Raw genomic sequence first — 24386 nt, forward strand, 5'->3', positions numbered from 1 at the left:
GGCCGGATGTCAGCACGATGTGCGACGGTCCGGCGCGCCACTGGCGTTCTAGTGCAAACGCATATCCAGCGTCATCGGCAGTTCATCGTTAATATTGAGCGGCGGCAGCTCCTGCTTGCCGGGGGTGTGGCCAATGCGGAAGAACCGCGCCAGCCGCCGGCTTTCCGCTTCGTTGGCATTGACCGGCAAGGTCTCGTAGTTGCGGCCGCCCGGATGGGCGACATGATACTCGCAGCCACCCAGCGAGCGGTGCATCCACGTGTCGAGCAGATCGAACACCAGCGGCGCATGAACGCCAATGGTTGGCTGCAGACAGTTGGCTGGCTGCCAGGCCCGGTAACGCACGCCGGCAACGTACTCGCCAACCCGTCCGGTCGGCTGCAAAGGCACCGCAATACCGTTGCAGGTCAGGCGATAGCGTTCTGGCGAAAGCCCGCTGATCCGCACTTGCAAGCGCTCAAGGGAGGAGTCGACGTAACGCACGGCACCGCCGCCAGAGCCTTCTTCGCCCAGCACATGCCAGGGCTCCAGTGCCTGTCGCAGCTCCAGTTCGATGCCGTTGACCGTGTAATCGCCCACCTTGGGAAAGCGGAATTCCAGATGCGCGGCGAACCAGTCCGCTTGCAGCGCATAGCCCGCTTCGTTCAGCTCTGCGACGACGTCGGCAAAGTCCTGCTCGATGAAGTGCGGCAGCATGAACCGGTCATGCAGCTGCGTGCCCCAGCGCGCGAGCCTGGCCGGCGCGTACGGCTCACGCCAGAAGCGGGCGACCAGCGCCCGCAGCAGCAGCTGCTGAGCCAGGCTCATCCGCGCGTGCGGCGGCATTTCGAAAGCCCGGAGTTCAAGCAGACCGAGCCGCCCGGTCGCGCCATCAGGCGAGTACAGCTTGTCGATGCAGAATTCGGCGCGATGTGTGTTACCGGTCACATCGATCAGCAAGTTGCGCAGCAGACGGTCGACCACCCACGGGGCAACTTCCTCGTCCGGCTTGGGCATCTGCGCGAAAGCGATTTCCATTTCGTACAACGAATCGTTGCGCGCTTCGTCGATACGCGGCGCCTGGGAAGTCGGACCGATGAACAGCCCGGAAAACAGGTAAGACAGGGACGGATGGTTATGCCAATAACTGATCAGGCTGCGCAGCAGGTCGGGACGACGCAGAAACGGAGAATCGCCCGGCGTTGCGCCACCCAGCACGAAGTGGTTGCCGCCACCGGTGCCGGTGTGGCGTCCGTCGATCATGAATTTCTCGGTGGTAAGCCGAGTAAGACGCGCTTGCTCGTAGAGAAATTCGGTGCGTTCTACCAGTTCGTCCCACGTGGACGATGGCTGGACATTGACCTCTATCACGCCAGGGTCCGGGGTAATCCGGAAGTTGGCCAGACGCGGGTCGCTCGGCGGTTCATAACCTTCGAGCAACACCGGGCAATTGAGTTCGCGGGCGGTAGCTTCGATGATCGCGACCAGTTCAAGATAATCCTCCAACGCCTGAAGCGGGGGCATGAACAGGTAAAGGCGGCCTTCCCGCGCTTCGGCACACAGAGCCGTGCGGGTCAGCCAGTCGGCGGACTCGTCTAGCTGGGGAACGCGTTCATTGTCTGCCTCGGTGGAAAGCACACGGGCACGAAGCTGCTCGGCATCCGGCAGTTCAGCGAAGTCCTGATTATGATCGACGGGATGAATGAACGGATACTCAGCCGCCTTGACCCACGGTTGCGAAGCCAGCGGCAGCCGATATCCCAGAGGCGAATCGCCCGGCACCAGCCGGCAGTGCTCATCCCGCAGATACCAGCGTCCGCTCTGCCAGCGATCCCCCGCTGCCGTTCGGGCCAGCGGCAGTATCTGGCCGATGACCTTGTCCAGACCTTGCGCGAACACTTTGCGCAACCGTGCGCGCTCCAGTTCGTCGGCCAGCCGCGAATCTTCGGCGCTGACGTTGACCGGCAATGCTCCCTCACGCCACAGGTAATAGAGGTTGTCTTCGTAGGCTGGGAAAACAAAACGGGTCGGCAGCTGCAGGCGCTCGGCGACGCTGTGCAGGAAACGCCCCGCCAGCTCGCCGGTCGCCCCGTAGTCGACCGTCTCATCGGCGACTAGCGCAACGTCGTGCCAGACCGGCACGCCATCCTTGCGCCAGAAACAATTGAGCGACCAGCGTGGCAGTTGCTCGCCCGGATACCATTTGCCCTGGCCGAAATGCACCAGGCCGGAAGGGGCGTAGTGCGCCCGCATGCGCTGGAACAGCTCGGCTGACAACTTGCGCTTGGTCGGGCCAAGCGCCGCGGTATTCCATTCGCTGCCGTCGCGGTCATCAATGGATACGAAGGTTGGCTCGCCGCCCATGGTCAGGCGGACATCGCTCTCCGTGAGGTCGGTGTCGATCTGTTTGCCCAGTGCCTGGATCGCCTGCCACTGCTCGTCGGTATATGGCTGGGTTACGCGCGGCGCTTCCCAGATTCGCTTGACCGACATTTCATGGCTGAACTGCGTTTCGCAGGGCTCCACCAAGCCGCTGATCGGCGCCGCCGATGAAGGCTCCGGGCTGCACGCCAACGGAATATGGCCTTCGCCGGCGAACAGGCCAGAAGTCGCATCAAGCCCGACCCAACCGGCACCGGGCAGGTACACCTCGCACCAGGCATGCAGGTCGGTGAAGTCGACGTCGGTTCCGGACGGACCATCCAGCGCCTGCACATCCGCCTTCAGCTGAATCAGATAACCCGAGACGAATCGCGCTGCCAGACCCAGGTGCCGCAACAACTGAACCAGCAGCCAGGCCGAATCCCGACAGGAACCGGATGCGTTTTCGAGGGTGAACTCCGGCGTCTGCACACCGGGTTCCATGCGAATCAGGTAGGCGATGTCCTGGCTCAGGCGCTGGTTCAGACCGACCAGAAAATCGATCGCCGGAACCGGCTCGCGGCTGATGCCGCTCAGGTACGCCTGAAACGCAGGCGTCAGCGGCAGCTTTTCCAGATACGGCGCCAGCTCGCGCTGTTCTTCGCTGGCGTAACTGAAAGGGATCTTCTCTGCGTAAGGTTCGAGGAAAAAATCGAACGGGTTGAACACGGCCATTTCGGCAACCAGGTCGACTTCCACACGCAGCTCTCGGGTTTTCTCGGGGAAAACCAGCCGCGCCAGGTAGTTGCCTTGCGGGTCCTGTTGCCAATTGATGAAGTGGTTATCAGGCAGCACTTTCAGAGAATAGGAAAGCACGCGGGTACGGCTGTGGGCGGCCGGACGCAGACGGACGATCTGGGGTCCCAGTTCCACCGCACGTTCATAGCGGTAGTGCGTAACGTGGTGCAAGGCAATATGAATCGACACGGCGTGCCTCCTGCGAGCCTGAACGGTGATCGGGTCGCGCAAGACTTATGCCATAGGGGCAAAGCCTGTAGCGACGGCATGGACGCTGCCCGTGACACCGGACAAAGCACCAGAATCGCACCTGCTTTCACTGACGCTGAATAGCTCGCACGATAACGAGGCACTGAGTGTGGCAGAGGATGGGACCGAGGGTGAGGATTTGTCTCCCGCCTGCGACATGATTGTCGGAGCGACCGGACGGCGATCCGTCGGGCGGCAGCGATCCGCTTGTCCGCGAAGAACAAGGTTCAGACGACACATGCGCTACGCCTGCACCGGCCTCGTCGCGGGCAAGCGCGCTCCTACGAGGCGGCGGTTGTAGTCAGTCACAGAACATGCAGATCGCTTAAGCAGCAGAGGTGAGTGCATCGCCTGTGCTCTATAACGCAAAACGCCAACCCGAAGGTTGGCGTTTCACATTCAAGCAAGAAGTTGATCAGCGCGGGAATACCGGCTGGCGCGACGGCTTCTTGCCGCCTTTGCCGCTCTTCCCACCCTTGGCCGCTTCGATGCGTTCCTTGGCCGCCTGTTTGTTGCGCGCCATGGCGGCGGCTTTGGCTTCCTCACGCTTGTCCCACGGCTTGCTGCCGTCACTGCCGCGCGGTGGCAGGCCGGTGTGCTGGGTCTGGATCAGCGTGGTCTTGCCAACCTTGTGGCTGCCGGCGGGTGTGGAGTTCTTGCGACGGGCGCTCTGGTAGCTGTCAGTCGCCGGCTGGAAGGCCGGGATCAACTGATGCTTGCCTGAGCCAATCAGATCGGCACGGCCCATACGTTCCAGCGCTTCGCGCAGCATCGGCCAGCCTTTCGGATCGTGATAGCGCAGGAATGCCTTGTGCAGACGACGTTGCTCCTCGCTCTTGACGATGGTTACGGCGTCGCTTTTGTAAGTGACCTTGCGCAGCGGGTTCTTGCCCGAGTGGTACATGGCGGTGGCCGAAGCCATTGGCGACGGGTAGAACGCCTGGACCTGATCCGCCCGGAAGCCGTTGCCCTTGAGCCACAACGCCAGGTTCATCATGTCTTCATCGGTGGTGCCGGGGTGGGCCGCGATGAAGTAAGGGATCAGGTACTGCTCCTTGCCCGCCTCTTTCGAGTACTTCTCGAACATGCGCTTGAAGCGGTCATAGCTGCCGATGCCCGGCTTCATCATCTGGTTGAGCGGACCTTCTTCGGTATGCTCCGGGGCGATCTTGAGGTAACCACCAACGTGGTGGGTCACCAGCTCCTTGACGTATTCCGGCGACTCGACCGCCAGGTCGTAACGTAGACCGGAAGCGATCAGGATTTTCTTCACGCCCGGCAAAGCGCGCGCGCTGCGGTACAGCTGGATCAGCGACGAGTGATCGGTATTCAGGTTCGGGCAAATACCCGGGAATACGCAGGACGGCTTACGGCAGGCGGATTCGATTTCCGGGCTCTTGCAGGCGATCCGGTACATGTTGGCGGTCGGGCCGCCCAGGTCGGAGATCACGCCAGTGAAGCCCGGCACCTTGTCGCGGATCTCTTCGATCTCGCGAATGATCGATTCTTCGGAACGGTTCTGGATGATGCGGCCTTCATGCTCGGTAATTGAGCAGAAAGTGCAGCCGCCGAAACAGCCGCGCATGATGTTTACCGAGAAACGGATCATGTCGTAGGCCGGAATCTTTTCCTTGCCGTACACCGGATGCGGGACGCGCGCGTAAGGCATGCCAAACACGTAGTCCATTTCCTCGGTGGTCATCGGGATGGGCGGCGGGTTGAACCAGACGTCTACATCGCCATGTTTCTGAACCAGCGCACGGGCGTTGCCCGGATTGGTTTCCAGGTGCAATACGCGGTTGGCGTGGGCATACAGGACCGCGTCGTTGCGCACCTTCTCCACCGACGGCAGGCGGATGACCGTCTTGTCGCGGGTCATGCGCGGGCTTTCAAGGATCTGCACGACCTTGGCTTCGTTCGGATCTTCGACCGGGCCTTTTTCCTGTTCGATGGCGCAGGCCTGGGTGTCCTGGGTATTGACGTACGGGTTGATGATCTTGTCGATCTTGCCCGGACGATCGATGCGCGTGGAATCCACCTCGTACCAGCCTTGCGGCGTGTCACGGCGGATGAACGCGGTGCCGCGCACATCGGTGATGTCTTCGATCTTGTGGCCGTATGAAAGACGCTGCGCGACTTCGACGATAGCGCGCTCGGCGTTGCCGTAGAGCAGAATATCGGCGCAGGCGTCAATCAGGATCGAGTTGCGAACCTTGTCCTGCCAGTAGTCGTAGTGCGCGATGCGGCGCAGCGAAGCCTCGATGCCGCCGAGTACGATCGGCACATGTTTGTAGGCTTCCTTGCAGCGCTGGCTGTAAACCAGGCTGGCACGATCGGGACGCTTGCCGGCCATGCCGCCAGGCGTGTATGCGTCGTCGGAGCGAATTTTCTTGTCCGCGGTATAGCGGTTGATCATCGAGTCCATGTTGCCAGCCGCGACACCGAAAAACAGATTCGGCTCGCCCAGCTTCATGAAGTCGTCCTTGGACTGCCAGTTCGGCTGGGCAATGATGCCCACGCGGAAGCCCTGGGCTTCCAGCAGTCGGCCAATGATCGCCATGCCGAAGGACGGATGATCGACGTACGCATCGCCGGTCACGATGATGACATCGCACGAATCCCAGCCAAGCAGATCCATCTCTTCCCGACTCATGGGCAGGAAAGGTGCCGGTCCGAAACATTCGGCCCAGTACTTTGGATAGTCAAATAACGGCTTGGCTGCTTGCATGTCAGGACCTACGTTTGCACGTTGGAAAAATCGCGGGCGCGGAATATAGCACAAAAAATGATCAAGTCCGACGGTAATGGTCGGATTTTGATGTGCACTGAAGCGCTTCGGTGTGGGGGCATTGCCCTGCTGCCGCCACCCGCCAGCTCCCACGGTTTGTGCTGCGCGCAACTTGTGGGAGCCAGCTTGCTGGCGAAGAGGCCAGTGGTAGCACAGTAATCTCGTCTGTTGTCTGGGCCGACGCTTCGCCAGCAAGCTGGCTCCTTGTATGTTGGCCAAACACCCAATGAGAGCAACTAAGCTCATCGGTGTTGTCCCAAAGATGTGTTTCTGGGGGAGGCCGACTGCTCCTGAAGGCAGGATTTGCTCCTGACCTTGTCTGTAGAGAGGCTCCCCCGCCTCATTGCCCACCACGAAGAGTATCGAGAAGCCGACAAGTCGGACTTCGCATTACAAGGTTGCAGCGGCATGAAGTTCGAGGTCAGGGGAACCAGGAGCCATCTTCACCCAGTTTCTTCGGAGTGGAAAGCATGAGTGTTCACGTCGGATTGGATGTCGGTTCTCGTAGCACTGTGATGGTTTGGCGTGACAAGGGCCGCGCAGCCGGTCCGTGGGATATCGCTCAAACGCCCAAGGGCCGCAAAGCGGCGGTGAAAAAGCTGATAGCGCTAAAACCGCTGTCTGTCGTTATGGAAGCCACCGGTATTTATTACCTGGATCTGGCTCTGGAGTTGAACGCGGCTGGGTTGCCGGTCTCGGTGATCAACCCGAAAAGCTCTCGCAATTTTGCAAGGCTGATGCTTCAGCACAGTAAAACGGACGCCATCGATGCCCAACTGCTAGCCGAGTATGGCGAACGCATGACGCCTCGCCTGTGGATCCCGCCAAGCCCCGCGCAGCTTGAGCTGCGCGCCATTGGACGCCACATCAACCGGTTGAACGGCCACTGCACCCGGGCCAAGAATGAGCTGCACGCCCTGCGGGCGACTGGAACCACTTCAGCGCTGCTGATCGAGGACGAGGAAGAGGCTATTGCGATGTTTGGCAAGCGCATTGAGCGGTTCAGGCAAGCCGGGCAAGCAATCATCGCCAGTTGTCCGATATTGCAGAGCCAGTTCGATCACATGGTGGCTGCGCCGGGAATGGGCGACGTTTCGACCTTTGCAGTGCTGGCAGAACTGGCGACGCTGCCAGTCACACTCAAAGCCCCGCAGGTGAGTCGTTATGCGGGGTTGGACGTGAGACTGAACCAGTCCGGAACGAGCATCGACAAACCGGGGCGTCTGAGCAAGGCCGGCAATGCCTACCTGCGTTCGGCGATGTTTATGCCGGCAATGTCAGCGATTCGCTGCGACTCGAATGTGAAGGCTTTTTACGAAGGGTTGATCGCACGTGGGAAGCGGAAAATGCAGGCCATCTGCGCGGTTATGCGCAAATACCTGACAGGCTTGTGGGCTTGCATCCGCATAGGAGAAGATTTCGACACGGCCAAGCTTTTCAGCGAAAAGCACCTGCTGAAAGCTTGACCGGGAACAGAGTATCTACAAGGATTGCGCTGGTTCAATCAATCGTCGTCGAAGTTGTAACTGCCAGGCGCGAGGTTTTCGAAGCGCGTGTACTTGCCGATGAACGCCAGACGCGTCGTACCGATCGGGCCGTTACGCTGCTTGCCGATGATGATCTCGGCGATGCCTTTGTGTTCGGTCTCGGGGTGGTACACCTCGTCCCGGTAGACGAACATGATGACGTCGGCGTCCTGCTCGATGGCTCCCGATTCCCGGAGGTCGGAGTTGATCGGACGCTTGTTCGGGCGCTGTTCAAGGGAGCGGTTGAGCTGGGAGAGCGCGATGACCGGACAGTTGAATTCTTTCGCCAGGGCCTTCAGGGATCGGGAGATTTCGGAAATCTCGTTGGTACGGTTATCGCCGCCGGAACCCGGGATCTGCATCAGCTGCAGGTAGTCGATCATGATCATGGCGATATCGCCATGCTCGCGGGCGACCCGACGAGTCCGGGCGCGCATCTCGGACGGGCTGATGCCCGCGGTGTCGTCAATGAACAGCTTGCGGTCGTTGAGCAGATTGACCGCCGACGTCAGGCGCGGCCAGTCGTCGTCATCCAGCTGGCCGGCACGAACCTTGGTCTGGTCGATACGACCAAGCGAGGACAGCATACGCATGATCAGCGATTCGCCTGGCATCTCCAGTGAGTACACCAGCACGACCTTGTCGCTGCGCAATACGGCGTTTTCCACCAGGTTCATCGCGAACGTGGTCTTACCCATCGACGGACGACCAGCGACGATGATCAAGTCAGCAGGCTGCAGGCCGCTGGTCTTTTCGTCCAGGTCGGCGTAGCCGGTGGACAGACCGGTGATCGCGTTATCGCTGTTGAACAGCGTATCGATACGATCGATGGCCTTGGTCAGCAGGTCGTTGACGCCCACCGGACCGCCGGTCTTGGGCCGCGCCTCGGCGATCTGGAAGATCTGCCGTTCGGCCTCGTCCAGAATCTCTTCGGCGGTGCGCCCTTCCGGATTGAACGCGCTGTCCGCGATCTCGGTACTGATACCGATCAACTGGCGCAAGGTGGCTCGCGCCCGGACGATCTGCGCGTAGGCCTTGATGTTGGCAACCGAAGGCGTGTTTTTCGCCAGCTCGCTGAGGTAGCCCAGACCGCCGACCTGAGAAGTCTGGCCTTCCTTGTCGAGCTGTTCGGCGAGCGTTACGACGTCGATCGGGCTGTTCTGATCGGCAAGCCGGGCGATGGCACGGAAGATCAGGCGATGGTCATGACGATAGAAATCACCATCGGAGACTTGATCGAGCACGCGTTCCCAGGCGTTGTTATCCAGCATCAGGCCGCCGAGTACGGCCTGTTCGGCCTCGATGGAATGAGGCGGCACCTTGAGGGCAGCGGTTTGCAGATCGTATTGCTCGGGGGCGGTGATTTCGTTCATGGCCACTTGAATTCGAGGTTTACAAAACAGGGATGACACAAAGACAAAGGGCACGACCTGTGAACAGGATCGTGCCCGATGTTAATCCTCTGACGACCAAGTCGCTAGACGATTACGTACTGCTTAAGCAGCCACCACGACAACGCGTACGGTCGCTTCTACGTCGCTGTGCAGGTGCACGGCTACGTCGAATTCGCCAACGTTGCGGATGGTGCCGTTCGGCAGACGAACTTCGCTTTTCGCAACTTCAACGCCAGAGGCGGTCAGTGCGTCAGCGATATCGTGGGTGCCGATCGAACCGAACAGCTTGCCTTCGTCACCGGCGGTGGCAGTGATGGTCACTTCCAGCTCAGCCAGTTGAGCAGCGCGAGTTTCGGCAGAAGCTTTCTTGTCTGCAGCCAGCTTTTCCAGCTCGGCGCGACGCTCTTCGAACGCAGCCAGGTTGGCAGCGGTCGCAGCGGTAGCCTTGCCGTATGGCAGCAGGTAGTTACGACCGTAACCGGCCTTAACGTTTACTTTGTCGCCCAGGTTGCCCAGGTTGGCGACTTTTTCCAGAAGGATCAGTTGCATGTGGAAATCCTCTTAACTTTTAACCTTCACCGTTCGCAGGACCATTGCCGGAATCTTTCGATACCCGGCGACCGCGAAAATCAATCAGGCTGTCGACAATGGCTATCACCACGAGCAACGGATAGATCAGCTGCATGAATATCAGCAGCGTGATGTACATCCCCACCAGCCAGAACCTGGCCAGCCGCTTTTCAGCCACCAACCCGTGTATCAAGGCCAGCCCGGCGAATACCAGCGGTACGCTGCACAACGGTGTGAGCATCGCCACTTGAGGACCGAAATTCGGTCCGACGAGCATGCACACCAGCAACGCCAACGCGGGTACCAGCGGGAGTCTCACGGCGCGAAATTCACGCCCGAAACCACCAGGGTTATACAACATCGCTTGCCAGTACCGCCCAAAGATCAGGCAAAGCACACTGACGATTTGCAGCACAGCCGCTATCAGGCCATTGAGGACTGGCGTGATCAGTGCTCCGAGACGCGCTCGCTCTTCTACGTTCAATTGCTCGTAGAGTCCCTGAAGCATCGCCGGCAGGTGCTTTTGCAGCTCCTGCGACATTGCTTCTATGGGTTCGCGGAAAACCGTGCCCAGAACCACTGCGTACACCAGACCTACCGCTACGCTGACCAGCAGCACACGGACCCAGGACTCGCTGGCACGCAGAACCATTGCCAAACCCAGTGAGCCGGCCAGCACCATGGCTGTACGCGGTTCACCGAAATACCACCAGACCAAGGCCGGCAGCAGAGCCCAGGCCAGGACGCCAACGGCATCACTGAACCCGCGTCGCAGGAGCACAAGGCACCCTGCGGCAGCACTCAACCAGAACAACAGCGGCAATGCCGCACACCCGGCCACTACGAGAGTGGCCTGCATGCGGCCGCGCATGATGAATTCAGCCAGGGCGCGCATGCGTTCTATCCCTTGTTACGTTTTGTCGACGACCTGGTCTCAGCGGCCGTGGCTGTCGGTGTAGGCCAGCAGGGCCAGGAAGCGGGCGCGCTTGATAGCGGTGGCCAGCTGACGCTGATAACGTGCTTTGGTACCGGTGATGCGGCTTGGAACGATTTTGCCGGTCTCGGATACGTAAGCTTTCAGAGTGTTGAGATCTTTGTAATCGATCTCTTTGACGTCTTCAGCGGTGAAGCGGCAGAATTTACGACGACGGAAGAAACGTGCCATGTAATTGGCTCCTCAAAAGGTCCGTGGATTACTCGTCAGCGTTATCGCTAACGTCGCTGTTGTCGCCGTCATCGCCATCGGCGCTGTCGGAGTGCTCAGGACGGTCACGACGCTCACGGCGCTCACTGCGGTTCTCTTCAGCCTTGAGCATCTCGGACTGGCCGGTAACGGCTTCGTCGCGACGGATGACCAGGTTACGGATCACTGCATCGTTGTAACGGAAGTTGTCTTCCAGCTCGGCCAGAGCCTTGCCAGTGCACTCAACGTTCAGCATCACGTAGTGAGCCTTGTGAACATTGTTGATTGCGTAAGCCAGTTGACGACGGCCCCAATCTTCCAGACGGTGGATTTTGCCGCCGTCTTCTTCGATCAGCTTGGTGTAACGCTCAACCATGCCGCCGACTTGCTCGCTTTGATCCGGGTGGACCAAAAAGATAATTTCGTAATGACGCATGAATGCTCCTTACGGGTTGTAGCCTGCCGCAAAATGCGGTCAGACAAGGAGTGAATGACACTGTGAGTCTTGCTCCGGAACAGGCACATGCGCGCCTGCCATGACAGCAAGGGGCGCAATTGTAGAGAAGGGCTTGGTGAGGCGCAAGGCAATTGGCGAATATTTGAACAACTGCGTCTTCAGGAGCGCGCTTGCCCGCGACCCTGACCTGAACGGAGGGCCAGATGTATCGAGAGCGCGGCCCCGGTCGCGGGCAAGCGCGCTCCTACCCTCATCGCCATGCGAAAACATCGGGTCAAAAAGTGATCAGCCTTTCTTGCCGGCAGCCTTGACGTTGCGCTGGCGCATCGCTTCGAACAGGCATACACCCGTCGCAACCGAAACGTTCAGGCTGCTGACGCTGCCGGCCATTGGCAGACGTACCAGATAGTCGCAATGCTCGCGGGTCAGGCGGCGCATGCCCTTGCCTTCGGCACCCATGATGATAATGGTCGGGCCGGTCAGGTCCTGCTGATACAGCTCCTGCTCGGCTTCGCCCGCCGTACCGACGACCCACAAGCCGCGCTGCTGAAGTTTTTCCAGCGTGCGGGCGAGGTTGGTCACTGCAACGAGGGGAATCACTTCCGCCGCACCACAAGCGACCTTTCGCACAGCGGGAGTCAGGGTTGCCGACTTGTCCTTGGGCACCAGAACCGCCAATGCGCCCGCCGCGTCCGCAGTGCGCAAGCAGGCACCCAGATTGTGCGGATCTGTCACACCGTCGAGCACCAGCAGCAACGGCGGGCCTTCGGCACGATCAAGCAGTTCGTCGAGCATCGCTTCACCCCAGACCTGGCTGGGGCTTACATCCGCGACAACGCCCTGATGCACGCCCTCGACCCAGGCATCCATCTCACGACGCTCGGCCTGGCCGATGGTGACGCGATTTTGCACGGCCAGTTCGACAAGTACCTGTACGCGCGGGTCGTTACGCCCTTCCGCCAACCAGATGTGCTTGACGCGCTTGGGATGATGCCGAAGCAATGCTTCCACAGCATGGACACCGTAGATCTTTTCCAGCTGGCTCATGACTTGCCCTTGGGTTTACGTGCGCTACCGCTTTTCGCAGCTGGAGCGGTGTCCGATCTGGACGTGCCCTTGCGATGCTTGGTGGGTTTGGATGCGGCGGAATCAGACTTTCCCGACGCACCTTTGAAGTCACCTTTCGCCTGAGCAAGTAACGCTTTTTTCATTTCGCGACTTTTGCGTACTTCAGCGTTCTTGGCCGCCGCATCGCCTGGGCGATATGCCTCGGCCGCAACTTCCTTGGCCGAGCCGCGACGCCCTGCCTTGGCCGGCTTTTCTTTCTCCGCCGGCGCTGGCGCTGTCTCTTGACCGCGACGCTTGCGACCAACCGGCGCAGTGACCGTTTTTTCCGACATTTCGAAGTCGATCTTGCGCTCGTCCAGATCCACACGCATGACGCGCACTTCAACGGTATCGCCCAGGCGGAAGCTGCGACCGGTGCGCTCGCCGGCTAGGCGGTGATGCACAGGATCGAAGTGGTAGTAGTCACCCGGCAATGCCGTTACGTGCACCAGACCCTCGACGTAAATGTCGATCAGCTCGACGAACAGGCCGAAACCGGTCACGGCGGTGATGACACCAGGGAACGACTCGCCGACGCGGTCTTTCATGAACTCGCATTTGAGCCAGTTCACGACGTCGCGCGTCGCTTCGTCAGCCCGACGCTCGCTCATCGAGCACTGCTCACCCAACTGCTCAAGTGCAGCTTCGTCGTATGGGTAGATACGCGCCTTGGGAATAGTCGGTGCGCCGGCACGACGGACGTGCGGCGTGTCTTGCTTCGAGCGGATGACACTGCGAATCGCGCGGTGCGTCAACAGATCCGGATAACGCCGGATCGGCGACGTGAAGTGCGTATACGCTTCGTAATTGAGACCGAAGTGGCCGTTATTGTCCGAGCTGTATACCGCCTGGCTCAGCGAGCGCAGCATCACGGTCTGAATCAGGTGGTAATCCGGACGTCCGCGAACGGTTTCCAGCAGCGCCTGATAGTCCTTCGGTGTCGGACCGTCCTTGCCTTTATGCAGGGACAGACCGAGCTCGCCAAGGAATGCGCGCAGTTTTTCCAGACGCTCCGGTGGCGGGCCATCGTGAACACGATACAGCGCAGGAATTTCGTGCTTCTTGAGGAATTCGGCGGTGGCGACGTTGGCGGCCAGCATGCACTCTTCGATCAGCTTGTGGGCATCGTTGCGCGTGGTCGGGCGGATTTCCGCGATCTTGCGCTCGGAACCGAAGATGATCCGGGTTTCCTGGGTTTCGAAGTCGATGGCGCCACGCACATGGCGCGCACCCAGCAGCACCTTGTACATGGCGTAAAGCTGCTTGAGGTGCGGCACGACATTGTCGTACTCACTGCGCAACGCCTTGGCGTCCGCTGACTTCGGATGCTCAAGGATGGTGCTGACCTTGTTGTAGGTCAGACGAGCGTGAGAATGAATAACAGCTTCGTAGAAAACGTAGTCGGTCATTTCGCCGGTCTTGGAGATGGTCATTTCACAAACCATGGCCAGACGATCGACGTGCGGGTTCAGCGAGCACAGGCCGTTGGACAGCTGCTCCGGCAGCATAGGCACCACACGCTCAGGGAAGTACACCGAGTTGCCACGCACCTGGGACTCGGCATCCAGCGCCGAACCGATCTTCACATAGCTCGATACGTCGGCAATCGCCACGTAGAGCTTCCAGCCGCCAGAGAACAGGCGCAATTTGCCAGGCCTGGCTTCGCAATACACTGCGTCATCGAAGTCCCGCGCGTCCTCACCGTCGATGGTGACAAACGGCAGATGACGCAGGTCTACGCGGTGTTCCTTGTCCTTCTCTTCGACTTCCGGCTTGAGCTTGGCAGCCTCTTTGAGGACCGCCTCGGGCCAGACGTGCGGAATGTCGTAGGTGCGCAACGCGACATCGATTTCCATGCCGGGCGCCATGTAATTACCCACCACCTCGATCACATCGCCCTGCGGCTGGAAGCGCGGCGTCGGCCAGTGGGTGATCTTCACCTCGACGAACTGGCCGATCTTCGCATTGTTATTGCGGCCTGGCGTGACCAGGACTTCCTGCTGGATCTTCGGATTGTCAGGGATGACGAAGCCGATGCCGCTCTCTTCGAAGTAGCGGCCCACGATGCTTTCATGAGCACGGGAAATGACTTCCACGATCACGCCTTCGCGACGACCACGGCGGTCCAGACCCGATACTCGCGCCAATGCGCGGTCGCCATCAAACACCAGACGCATCTGCGCCGGGCTCATGAACAGGTCGTCCGAGCCATCGTCGGGAATGAGGAAACCGAAGCCGTCACGGTGGCCGGCGATACGACCCAGGATAAGGTCCAGTTTGTCGACCGGCGCGTAAGTGCCGCGACGGGTGTAGATCAACTGAGCATCGCGCTCCATCGCACGAAGGCGACGACGCAGGGCTTCGAATTGATCTTCCGTGGTCAGACCGAACTCTTCGACCAGTTGCTCCCGGCTGGCTGGAGAACCACGCTCGGAGAGATGCGCGAGAATCAGTTCACGGCTAGGAATAGGGTTTTCGTATTTTTCCGCTTCACGAGCGGCCTCGGGATCGAGGGACTGCCAATCGGCCATTAGATAGTTTTCACCTTGTCTATATGCGGGTTAGTTTGGCATACACCTAATGAAACGGGAAATTTCAGAGCCACACGGCACGCTTCACCGTCTTTGAGACCACCCACAGAAGAGTAATACACGCCGCCCACGAATTTTTTCAACTTTTTTTCAGAGGCGGGCTTTACAGCTTCAGAGTCGCTCCGTATAGTGCGCGCCATCGACAGGCGGATGCTTGTCGATACTGCCCAGATGGTGAAATTGGTAGACACGCCAGCTTCAGGTGCTGGTGACCGCAAGGTCGTGGAAGTTCGAGTCTTCTTCTGGGCACCAATTCAAGCAGCAGACTACACCAGTCTTCTGCTTCACAAAAACCCGCGAAAGCGGGTTTTTGCATTCCGGGGTCTGGATAGTTTGAATTTTGATTGCTCTGACAAAACAGGGGTTTACAGAGCAAAACGTTCGCCGTATAGTGCGCCCCATCAACGGCGTACACGCTGCTGATACTGCCCAGATGGTGAAATTGGTAGACACGCCAGCTTCAGGTGCTGGTGACCGCAAGGTCGTGGAAGTTCGAGTCTTCTTCTGGGCACCAATTCAAACAAAACCGAGCCTAGTGCTCGGTTTTGTGCTTTCTGGGACCTGGATTTGTACGTGCTTGCGAATCCGTGTAGCCACGCCCTTTTCGCCAGCAAGCTACCTCCCCCGGACGTCGGAGCGGCCGGTTTTGTGGAAGGTAGCGCCCTGCCTCCTACGCCCTGAATTGCCCCAGGCTTGCCTTGAGCTGCGCAGCCAGCCCATCCAGCACTTTGCCGCTGGCGGTGGTTTCCATGACGGCTCTGGCCGCTCGCTCCGCCTGGGCATGGATCACCTCGACCCGGCCGCGCACCGCCTGCGCGCCTTCGGCCTGATGGACCGCTGCCTGTGTTGCCAGACCTATCGCCGCGTGAACCTGCTCAACCGAAACCTGCACGGATTGCTGTCGTTGAGCACTCTCGCGAAGCACCGTCAGGCCTTCCTGAGCCTGCCGCCCTGCCAGGCCGATGGCCGCCACGGCCTCTCGCGCGCCGCGCTGCAAAGCACCGATATGCTCCTGAATATCGCCAGTAGAGCTCTGCGTCTTGCTCGCCAGAGCGCGCACTTCGTCGGCAACTACCGCGAAACCTCGTCCGGTTTCACCCGCGCGCGCCGCCTCGATAGCCGCGTTCAGCGCCAGAAGGTTGGTCTGCTCCGCGATGCCATGAATCACTTCCAGCACTACTTCAATCTGCTGACTCTGTTGCGCCAGTCGTTCGATCACCTGTGAGCCGCTGTTGACCTGGCCTGCCAACGCCTCGATCAGCTCACCGACCTGATTCGAAGTGCGCGTGTTTTCATCGGTAGCCTGCTTGATATCGATCACTTGCTGCAGTGCAGCCTGCATGGCATGGCTCTCGGACTGCGCCTCGTCAGCCATCTGCTCCAGCGCTTTGAGGCTGGCCGCCACTTCGTCGCGCTGCAATTGCGCCGCAGCATCGGCACCGGCATTGCGATCACTCATCACCCCGATTTCCATACCGGTGCGCTGCGCGACTTCACCTGCCTCGCGAACAATGGGCTGGAGCTTGTCGACGAAGTGATTGACCGCCGCCGCCATATCGCCGATTTCATCGTTGCTGTCGAGTTTCACGCGTTTGGTGAGGTCGCCCTCGCCCGCCGCCAGGTCATTCAGCGCAGCTATCAGTAGATGCAGCTTGCTTACCACTCGACGCCCCAACACCACCGCCAGCAACAGCAAAACGCCGAGCCCGACCAGCGCCAGACCCAGACCGATTCGCCAACGCAGGGTTTCAGCCGCGTCCTGCACTGCAACCTGGGTGTTGCTGGTCATGGCGGTTGCCGCGCCCTGTGCAGACTGCAGACGGGAGCGCAGCGCCGCCGAGCTGTCCTTCGATGCGCCCGCCAGACTCTCGGACACCAGTTGTTCGCCATTGGTGATCAACGCGGCAAAGCGCTTATCCAGCGCCGCCAGATTTTGCTCCACTGTCGCGGTGGAAACGCCTATGCGCACCTTGCCAATTTCAACGCCGTTGGGGCTGATAGGTGCTTCGACGTAATAGACCGACGAATCCTTGCGGGCCGCATCGAGCACCTTGTCCATCGCCCGCTCGCCCTCGCCTTTGAGGAGAAGCTCCTTGATCGCCGCGTTATCGCGATTCAGATATCGGGTCAGGTGTTCACCCGCCGCATCGTCATACACAACGAACAGCACGTTGGGATTGCGTTGCGCGCGACGCGCGAATTCAGAAAGCGTCGGGGTGTCGTTGTCCCACATCGCTCTGGGTGCCACGGCGGCCAGCAGCTCGGCCATATCGGCGGCCGATTCGCGCAAATCTTTCTCAAGGGTTGCGCGCATCTGCGCCTGCTCATCCTTGAGACGAGTCGACAACCCGCCGCTCAAGCGCTGCTGGGTGCTGGCCGAAAGCGCGGCCAGACTGGATGTCACCTCGCTACTCGCACTTTCCAGCTGGGCCGATAGATGTTGCGAATCTACCCCGAGCCGATTGGCCAGGTCGGCCTCCAGCGCGGTCACCGTGCTCCGGGTCAGAGCAACTGCCACCAGCACCTGCACCAAAAGGGCAAAGCCCAGCGCGATAAAGACCGGCCGCAGCAAACGACTGCGTAAAAGCGAGAGCACAGCTGACACAGGGAATCCCTCCACCTGTAGCGCTACCAAAATGATGGCACTATTCTGTCATTTGCGTAGCAATGCTCGTGCCGCTGACGGCCTTGCGCCCCCAAGGGAGCGCTCGCCCGCGACGAGGCCTGCGCATCCGCGGGTTTGCATCGTCTGATACATCGGTCGCGGGCAAGCGCGCTCCTACGGGTCAGGTGCCGGAGCGTCAAAAAAAAGGCCGCATAAGCGGCCTTTTTCGTGTGGCGATGGCGTATCAGCCGAACGGATGACGCAGCACGATGGTTTCGTTGCGGTCCGGACCGGTCGAGATGATATCGATCGGAGCGCCTACCAACTCTTCTACACGCTTGATGTAAGCACGTGCGTTGGCCGGCAATTCCTCCAGGGTCTTAGCGCCCAGGGTCGACTCGCTCCAGCCTGGCATTTGCTCGTAGACCGGGCGCAGGCCGTTGTAGCTGTCGGCATCGGTAGGCGCGTCGATCACTGCACCATCTTCGTTCTCGTAGCCGATGCAGATGTTGATGGTTTCCAGGCCGTCGAGCACGTCCAGCTTGGTCAGGCACAGGCCCGAGATGCTGTTGATTTCGATGGCGCGACGCAGGATGACCGCGTCGAACCAGCCGCAGCGACGTGCACGACCGGTGGTAGCGCCGAATTCATGACCGCGCTTGGCCAGGAACGCACCGACATCGTCGAACAGTTCAGTCGGGAACGGGCCCGAACCCACACGGGTGGTATACGCCTTGGTGATACCCAAGATGTAGTCCAGGTACATCGGGCCGAAACCCGAACCGGTCGCGATACCGCCAGCCGTGGTGTTGGAGCTGGTGACGTACGGATAGGTACCGTGGTCGATGTCCAGCAACGAACCCTGAGCGCCTTCGAACATGATGTCCTTGCTCTCGCGGCGCAGCTCGTGCAGCGCAGCGGTCACGTCGAGCATCAATGGGCGGAGCAGTTCGGCGTATTCCATGCACTCGTCGAGTGTCTTCTGGAAGTCGATTGCAGGTTCTTTGTAGTAATTGACCAGCACGAAGTTGTGGTAGTCGAGCAGCTCGCCCAGCTTGGCGGCGAAACGCTCGCGATGGAACAGGTCGCCGATACGCAGGCCACGACGTGCCACCTTGTCTTCGTAGGCCGGGCCGATGCCGCGACCGGTGGTGCCGATCTTCAGCTCGCCGCGGGCCTTCTCACGCGCCTGGTCCAGCGCGACGTGGTACGACAGAATCAGCGGGCAGGAAGGGCTGATGCGCAGACGCTCGCGCACCGGAATGCCTTTCTCTTCAAGCTTGATGATTTCACGCATCAGCGCGTCGGGTGCAACCACTACGCCATTACCGATCAGGCACTGCACGCCTTCGCGCAGGACACCGGACGGGATCAGGTGCAGAACGGTTTTCTCGCCGTCGATCACCAGGGTGTGGCCAGCGTTGTGACCACCTTGGTAGCGAACCACGGCGCTGGCATGTTCGGTCAGCAGATCAACGATCTTGCCTTTGCCCTCATCACCCCACTGGGTGCCCAGGACTACGACATTCTTACCCATAACACTTGTCCTCATTCACGCAAACTGGGTGCCGGCGGCGGCCGGCAGGAATACTCAAGAAGCCAGCGGCATTACCTGCCAGTGCTCGCCTTGCTGAATCAATTGCCGGTCGCAGTCGGCTTCACGCGCCGCGCTGACCTGTTGCCCAGGCAACGCCTGAACGACCCGCTGACCTTCACTGCGCAATTGGCAGACCCGCTGCCAGAGCGCCGCATCCGTACTGTCCGGCATCCAGATGCCGCCAGACGGCAGTTCGATTTCTGCCCGACCCAGGGTTACCAGGGTTTTCAGGTCAGTGGAGAAGCCGGTCGCCGGACGGGCGCGACCGAAGTCAGCGCCGATGTCGTCGTAACGTCCGCCCTGGGCAATGGATTGCCCTACGCCCGGTACGAACACCGCGAACACTACACCCGTATGGTAGTGATAGCCGCGCAATTCGCCGAGGTCGAAATAGAGTGGCAGATCCGGGAAGCGCGCAGTCAGTCGATCGGCAATGGTCAGCAGATCGTCCAGAGCCGCCAGCACCGGCGCAGGCGCGCCAGCCAGACGGTCCCGGGCAGCGCCCAGGACTTCACGCCCGCCGCACAGGTCGACCAGTGCTCGCAGCATGCCGGACAACTGCGCCGGCAGGCCTTCAGTCAGGGCCACCACTTCGTCGATGGCCTTGCGCTGCAGCGCGTCGAACAACTGCTGCTCGACTTCGCCGGACAGACCGGCAGCCTGAGCCAGACCTCGGTAGATACCGACATGACCCAGATCCATATGGACGTCCGCAACATCCGCCAGTTGCAGCATGGCCAGCATCAGGCTGATGACTTCCACGTCGCTGCTCGGGCTCGCGTCGCCGTACAATTCGGCGCCCAATTGAATCGGGCTGCGCGAAGTCGACAGCGCGCGCGGCAATGCGTGCAGCACGCTACCGGCATAGCATAGGCGGCTCGGGCCTTCACGCTTGAGCGTATGCGCGTCGATGCGTGCGACTTGCGGTGTGATGTCGGCCCGAAAGCCCATCTGCCGTCCCGATTGCGGGTCGATGACTTTGAAGGTGCGCAGATCCAGATCCGAGCCCGCGCCGGTCAGCAGGGATTCGAGATACTCGATATGCGGGGTGACGACGAACTCATAGCCCCAGCTCTGGAACAGATCCAACACCTGACGACGCGCTACTTCGATGCGCGCCGCTTCTGGTGGCAGTACTTCTTCGATGCCATCTGGTAGCAGCCAGCGGTCAACGGTTGCCATTACGCCATTCCCCTGTGATCCGGGCGGCCAGCCAGCAGGCCAGCCTTGAGTGAAGCAGAGAGTGGTCGCGCTGTATTCCGGGCACGACAAACGCCCGAGACAGGCCTTGCAGACCACTCTCCTCGAAAAATCTTGCCGCCCGCCACAACGGGCTGCGGCCAATCAATCGTGCAGACGCAAAAAAGCCGGGAATTTCCCGGCTGCCGCATGATACACACGTTTTACCGTACGATCACCCCACCGGGCGGTTTTGCCGCCCGGCGGGTTGCTGATTACGGCTTGGCTTTTTCCAGATAGCGGAAAAACTCGCTCGCCGGGTCCAGCACCATTACGTCGCTCTTGTTCGCAAAGCTTTCACGGTAAGCACGCAGGCTGCGATAGAACGCGTAGAACTCCTGGTCCTGGCCATAAGCCTTGGAATAGATGGCGGCGGCTTGGGCGTCACCGTCACCGCGCGCCTCTTCAGACTCGCGATAGGCTTCGGCCAGCAGCACTCGACGCTGACGGTCAGCGTCGGCACGGATGCCTTCGGCCAGCTCGTTACCCTTGGCCCGGTGCTCACGCGCTTCGCGCTCACGCTCGGTGCTCATCCGCTCGAACACGCTGCGGTTGACTTCCTTGGGCAGGTCGATGGCTTTGACCCGAACATCGACCACTTCGATGCCCAGCTCCTTCTCGGCCATGCGGTTCAGAGAACCTGTGATATCCGCCATCAGTGCGTCCCGCTCACCCGACACGACTTCGTGCAGGGTGCGCTTGCCGAACTGGTCGCGCAGGCCCGATTCCAGACGACGCGACAGGCGCTCGTCAGCAATCTGCTTGAGGCCGGACGTCGCGGTGTAGAAACGCTCTGCGTCCTTCACTCGCCACTTGGCGTATGCATCGACCATCACCGCTTTCTTCTCAAGCGTCAGGAAACGCTGAGTCGGAGCGTCGAGGGTCAGCAGGCGGCCATCGAACTTGCGCACCTGGTTGACGTAAGGAACCTTCATATGCAGACCGGGCTGCACATCGGCCTGAACCACGCGGCCGAATTGCAGCAGAACCGCACGTTCGGTCTGGGACACGATGTAGAAGCTGTTCCAGGCAACGACGGCCAGCACTATGCCCACAATGAGGGCGATCAGTGATTTATTGCTCATCAGCGACTCTCCCGGGTACGTACATCGCGCTGCGGGGTTTCGGTCGCGCGCGCGCCAGCATCAGCGCCACTTGAGGATGAACCGCCGGTTGCCGGGTTGCTCCCGGTACCGCTGCGACTGCTCTCCAGCATCTTGTCGAGCGGCAGGTAAAGCAGGTTGTTCTGTCCCTTGTCGCCGGTCACCAGAACCTTGCTGGTATTGCTGAAGACTTCCTGCATGGTGTCCAGGTACAGACGCTGGCGGGTAACTTCAGGTGCCTTGCGGTACTCGGCCACCAGTTTGGTAAAGCGATCAGCCTCACCCTTGGCGCGGGAAACCACTTCATCGCGGTAGCCGTTGGCATCTTCGAGGATGCGCTGAGCCTGACCGCGCGCTTCAGGAATCACGCCGTTGGCGTAACTTTCAGCCTGGTTGCGGGCACGCTGCTCGTCTTCACGGGCGCGGATTACGTCATCGAACGCTTCCTGAACTTCACGCGGCGCGGCGGCACTCTGCACGTTCACCTGGGTGACCGTGATGCCGGTGCGATAGGTGTCGAGGAAACGCTGCAGGCGCTCCTTGATTTCGCTGGCCATCAACTCACGGCCTTCAGTCAGCACCTGGTCCATGGCCGTGGAGCCCACGACATGGCGAAGCGCGCTTTCAGTAGCGTGCTGCAGACTGATTTCAGGCTGGTCGACGTTCAGAACGAAGTCCTGGAGGTTGCTGATCTTGTACTGCACGGTCAATGGGACCTCGACGATGTTTTCGTCTTCGGTCAGCATCTGGCCTTGCTTGCTGTAGGCACGCTCGCGCGTGACGTTTTCCATGTACTTGCGGTCGAACGGCGGGAAATAGATGTTCAGACCCGGGCCTACGGTTTCGTAATACTGGCCGAAACGCAGGACAACAGCCTGTTCCTGTTCGTCGACAACATAAATAGCGCTGTACAGCCAGAACGCGACGAGCACGACAAGACCGATGCCGAGCAGGCCGAAGCCACCACCCTTGCCCGAATTGCCGCCACTGCCATCGCCACTGCGTCTCTTACCGCCGCCGAATAACCCATTCAGGCTTTCCTGCAGCTTTCGGAAGGCTTCGTCGAGATCAGGTGGTCCCTTGCGGTCGCCGCCTCGGCGTTTGCCACCCCAGGGATCTTGATTATTCGAGTTGCCACCCGGCTCATTCCAAGCCATAGCGCTCTCCATCTGATAAAGCAAAGACGCGCCCGCGGCGCGCCGACCAATGCTACAGAATGCATGAGAAAGCCGTACAACGGCTTTATCCTGCTTTTATTGCAAAGTGTGTTGCTCGATGAACTCCAGCGGCTGCAGTCCTTCGCGACTCACCAGGCGATTGAACTCCACCCTCGGCAAACGCACTTCCAGCAAGCTGGCACCGTGCTCGTCATGCGTCTCGCTTTGCACCGCGCCCAGCTCGAAGAACTGGGCACGCAGCCGGGCAAGACGCTGGGGCAGGACCAGGGTGCCGACAAATAGATCGTCACCCAGTAGTTCGGCCACCGCCTGCTTGAGCAGGTCCAGACCACGACCGTCACGGGCGGACAACCAGACACGCTGCGGCTTGCCATCGGCATCACGCTGTATCTGCGGTTCCACCCCCTCAAGCAGATCGAGTTTGTTATAGACCTCAAGTATCGGCAAGTCCTGAGCCCCGATCTCGCCCAGCACCGCCATGACCTGCTCGATCTGGGCCATGCGCTCGGGTTCGTGGGAGTCAATGACATGCAGCAGCAGATCAGAGTTGCTCGACTCTTCAAGGGTGGCCCGGAAGGCTTCGACCAGCTTGTGCGGCAGATGGCGAATGAAACCCACGGTGTCGGCCAGCACGATCGGCCCCAGGTCATCGAGTTGCAGACGACGCAAGGTCGGGTCGAGGGTGGCAAACAACTGGTCGGCGGCGAACACTTCGGAATCGGTCACCGCGTTGAACAGCGTCGATTTGCCGGCGTTGGTGTAGCCCACCAGCGATACCGAAGGAATATCGGCACGACGCCGACCACGCCGGGCCTGATCACGCTGGCTGCGGACCTTTTCCAGGCGCGCCTTGATCTGCCGCAAACGCACACGCAGCAGACGCCGGTCGGTTTCAAGCTGGGTTTCACCCGGTCCGCGCAGGCCGATACCACCTTTCTGTCGCTCAAGGTGAGTCCAGCCGCGGACCAGACGCGTGCTCATGTGTTCAAGCTGAGCCAGTTCGACTTGCAGCTTGCCTTCATGAGTGCGCGCGCGTTGGGCGAAGATGTCCAGAATCAGACCGGTACGGTCCAGCACGCGACACTCGAAAACACGTTCGAGGTTACGTTCCTGACTGGGCGTGAGGGTGTGATTGAAAATCACGAGGTCTACCTGCTCGGCTTTGACATGGTCGCGAAGCTCCTCGACCTTGCCACTGCCAATCAGGTACTTGGCCGATGGCCGATGACGCGGCACGTTTATAAACGCGACGGTATCGGCGCCAGCCGAAATGGCCAGTTCCTGGAACTCCTGCGGATCTTCGCGCGCCTCAGGGTCCTGACCATCCAGATGAACGAGGATTGCTCGCTCACCACCGCTGTGGCGCTCAAAGAACAAGGCAGACTCCTATCAGGCGTTACCTGGCTCTGCGTCGGCCGCGTCTGTATCGGTCGCGCTAGGCAGGCGGATTGGACGGACGGGTACGACCGTAGAGATGGCGTGCTTGTAAACCATTTGGCTGACAGTGTTCTTCAGCAGAATAACGAACTGGTCGAAAGACTCGATCGTGCCTTGCAGTTTGATGCCGTTGACCAGATAGATCGAAACGCCGACCTTCTCTTTACGTAAGGTGTTCAAGTAAGGGTCTTGTAGCGAATGCCCTTTTGACATGTGCCGCACTC

17 protein-coding genes and 2 tRNA genes are annotated in these 24386 nt (G+C 60.2%); 3 read left to right on the plus strand and 16 right to left on the minus strand.

The genetic code is table 11. The features are described from left to right. Nucleotides 1-48 precede the first annotated feature (48 nt). Both J3P77_RS20015 and J3P77_RS20020 read right to left on the minus strand, forming a co-directional pair. Complete coding sequence (locus J3P77_RS20015; RefSeq protein WP_434678310.1) at nt 49-3327, minus strand: DUF2126 domain-containing protein; 3279 nt, start codon at nt 3325-3327, stop codon at nt 49-51. A gap of 475 nt (nt 3328-3802) precedes the next feature. Beyond that, on the minus strand, nt 3803-6115 hold the full coding sequence (locus J3P77_RS20020; RefSeq protein ID WP_434678311.1) for a YgiQ family radical SAM protein: 2313 nt from the start codon (nt 6113-6115) through the stop codon (nt 3803-3805). Between the two features lie 530 nt (nt 6116-6645). Here J3P77_RS20020 and J3P77_RS20025 point away from each other — a divergent pair. Beyond that, a complete protein-coding gene (locus tag J3P77_RS20025; protein WP_434677566.1) occupies nt 6646-7641 on the plus strand; it encodes an IS110 family transposase in 996 nt (331 codons plus the stop codon). Nucleotides 7642-7679: 38 nt separating this feature from the next. Here J3P77_RS20025 and dnaB read toward each other — a convergent pair whose 3' ends face one another. From dnaB to rnr, 7 genes are all read right to left on the minus strand, one after another. Beyond that, nucleotides 7680-9074, minus strand: a complete 1395-nt coding sequence (gene dnaB / locus J3P77_RS20030) for a replicative DNA helicase (protein WP_434678312.1) — start codon at nt 9072-9074, stop codon at nt 7680-7682. Nucleotides 9075-9197: 123 nt separating this feature from the next. Next, nucleotides 9198-9644, minus strand: coding sequence for a 50S ribosomal protein L9 (gene rplI / locus J3P77_RS20035; RefSeq protein ID WP_004883587.1), 447 nt, complete (start codon nt 9642-9644; stop codon nt 9198-9200). A gap of 19 nt (nt 9645-9663) precedes the next feature. Continuing rightward, on the minus strand, nt 9664-10560 hold the full coding sequence (locus J3P77_RS20040; RefSeq protein ID WP_434678313.1) for a hypothetical protein: 897 nt from the start codon (nt 10558-10560) through the stop codon (nt 9664-9666). Between the two features lie 39 nt (nt 10561-10599). Further along, nucleotides 10600-10830 carry a 30S ribosomal protein S18 gene (rpsR, locus tag J3P77_RS20045; protein WP_002551829.1) on the minus strand — a complete coding sequence of 77 codons (231 nt, stop codon included), beginning with the start codon at nt 10828-10830 and terminating at the stop codon, nt 10600-10602. A 28-nt stretch (nt 10831-10858) separates the two neighbouring features. Beyond that, nucleotides 10859-11284 carry a 30S ribosomal protein S6 gene (rpsF, locus tag J3P77_RS20050; protein WP_002551828.1) on the minus strand — a complete coding sequence of 142 codons (426 nt, stop codon included), beginning with the start codon at nt 11282-11284 and terminating at the stop codon, nt 10859-10861. 306 nt (nt 11285-11590) lie between these two features. Next, complete coding sequence (rlmB, locus tag J3P77_RS20055) at nt 11591-12352, minus strand: 23S rRNA (guanosine(2251)-2'-O)-methyltransferase RlmB (RefSeq protein WP_434678314.1); 762 nt, start codon at nt 12350-12352, stop codon at nt 11591-11593. Then, nucleotides 12349-14943 (minus strand): ribonuclease R, encoded by a 2595-nt coding sequence (rnr, locus tag J3P77_RS20060; RefSeq protein WP_434678315.1) that lies wholly within the window; start codon nt 14941-14943, stop codon nt 12349-12351. Before rnr ends, rlmB begins: the two co-directional genes overlap by 4 nt. 225 nt (nt 14944-15168) lie before the next feature. On the opposite strand from rnr, the gene J3P77_RS20065 reads away from it, so the two are divergent. Beyond that, nucleotides 15169-15255 (plus strand) — tRNA-Leu (locus tag J3P77_RS20065). A gap of 175 nt (nt 15256-15430) precedes the next feature. Beyond that, nucleotides 15431-15517 (plus strand) — tRNA-Leu (locus J3P77_RS20070). A gap of 156 nt (nt 15518-15673) precedes the next feature. Here the strand turns inward: J3P77_RS20070 and J3P77_RS20075 are convergent. From J3P77_RS20075 to hfq, 7 genes are all read right to left on the minus strand, one after another. After that, a complete protein-coding gene (locus J3P77_RS20075; protein WP_434678316.1) occupies nt 15674-17608 on the minus strand; it encodes a methyl-accepting chemotaxis protein in 1935 nt (644 codons plus the stop codon). Between the two features lie 244 nt (nt 17609-17852). Then, nucleotides 17853-19145: an adenylosuccinate synthase gene (locus J3P77_RS20080; protein WP_434678317.1), complete on the minus strand. Its 1293-nt coding sequence runs from the start codon at nt 19143-19145 to the stop codon at nt 17853-17855. A gap of 54 nt (nt 19146-19199) precedes the next feature. Beyond that, on the minus strand, nt 19200-20387 hold the full coding sequence (locus J3P77_RS20085; RefSeq protein WP_434678318.1) for an ATP phosphoribosyltransferase regulatory subunit: 1188 nt from the start codon (nt 20385-20387) through the stop codon (nt 19200-19202). Nucleotides 20388-20659: 272 nt separating this feature from the next. Further along, on the minus strand, nt 20660-21529 hold the full coding sequence (hflC, locus tag J3P77_RS20090; RefSeq protein WP_434678319.1) for a protease modulator HflC: 870 nt from the start codon (nt 21527-21529) through the stop codon (nt 20660-20662). Continuing rightward, a complete protein-coding gene (hflK, locus tag J3P77_RS20095; protein ID WP_434678320.1) occupies nt 21529-22704 on the minus strand; it encodes an FtsH protease activity modulator HflK in 1176 nt (391 codons plus the stop codon). Before hflK ends, hflC begins: the two co-directional genes overlap by 1 nt. Nucleotides 22705-22800: 96 nt before the next feature. Beyond that, complete coding sequence (hflX, locus tag J3P77_RS20100; RefSeq protein ID WP_434678321.1) at nt 22801-24102, minus strand: ribosome rescue GTPase HflX; 1302 nt, start codon at nt 24100-24102, stop codon at nt 22801-22803. Nucleotides 24103-24114: 12 nt separating this feature from the next. Then, complete coding sequence (hfq, locus tag J3P77_RS20105; protein WP_125829975.1) at nt 24115-24375, minus strand: RNA chaperone Hfq; 261 nt, start codon at nt 24373-24375, stop codon at nt 24115-24117. Nucleotides 24376-24386 lie beyond the last annotated feature (11 nt).

This window comes from Pseudomonas sp. R1-18, from assembly GCF_051132095.1.
Taxonomy (GTDB): Bacteria; Pseudomonadota; Gammaproteobacteria; order Pseudomonadales; family Pseudomonadaceae; genus Aquipseudomonas.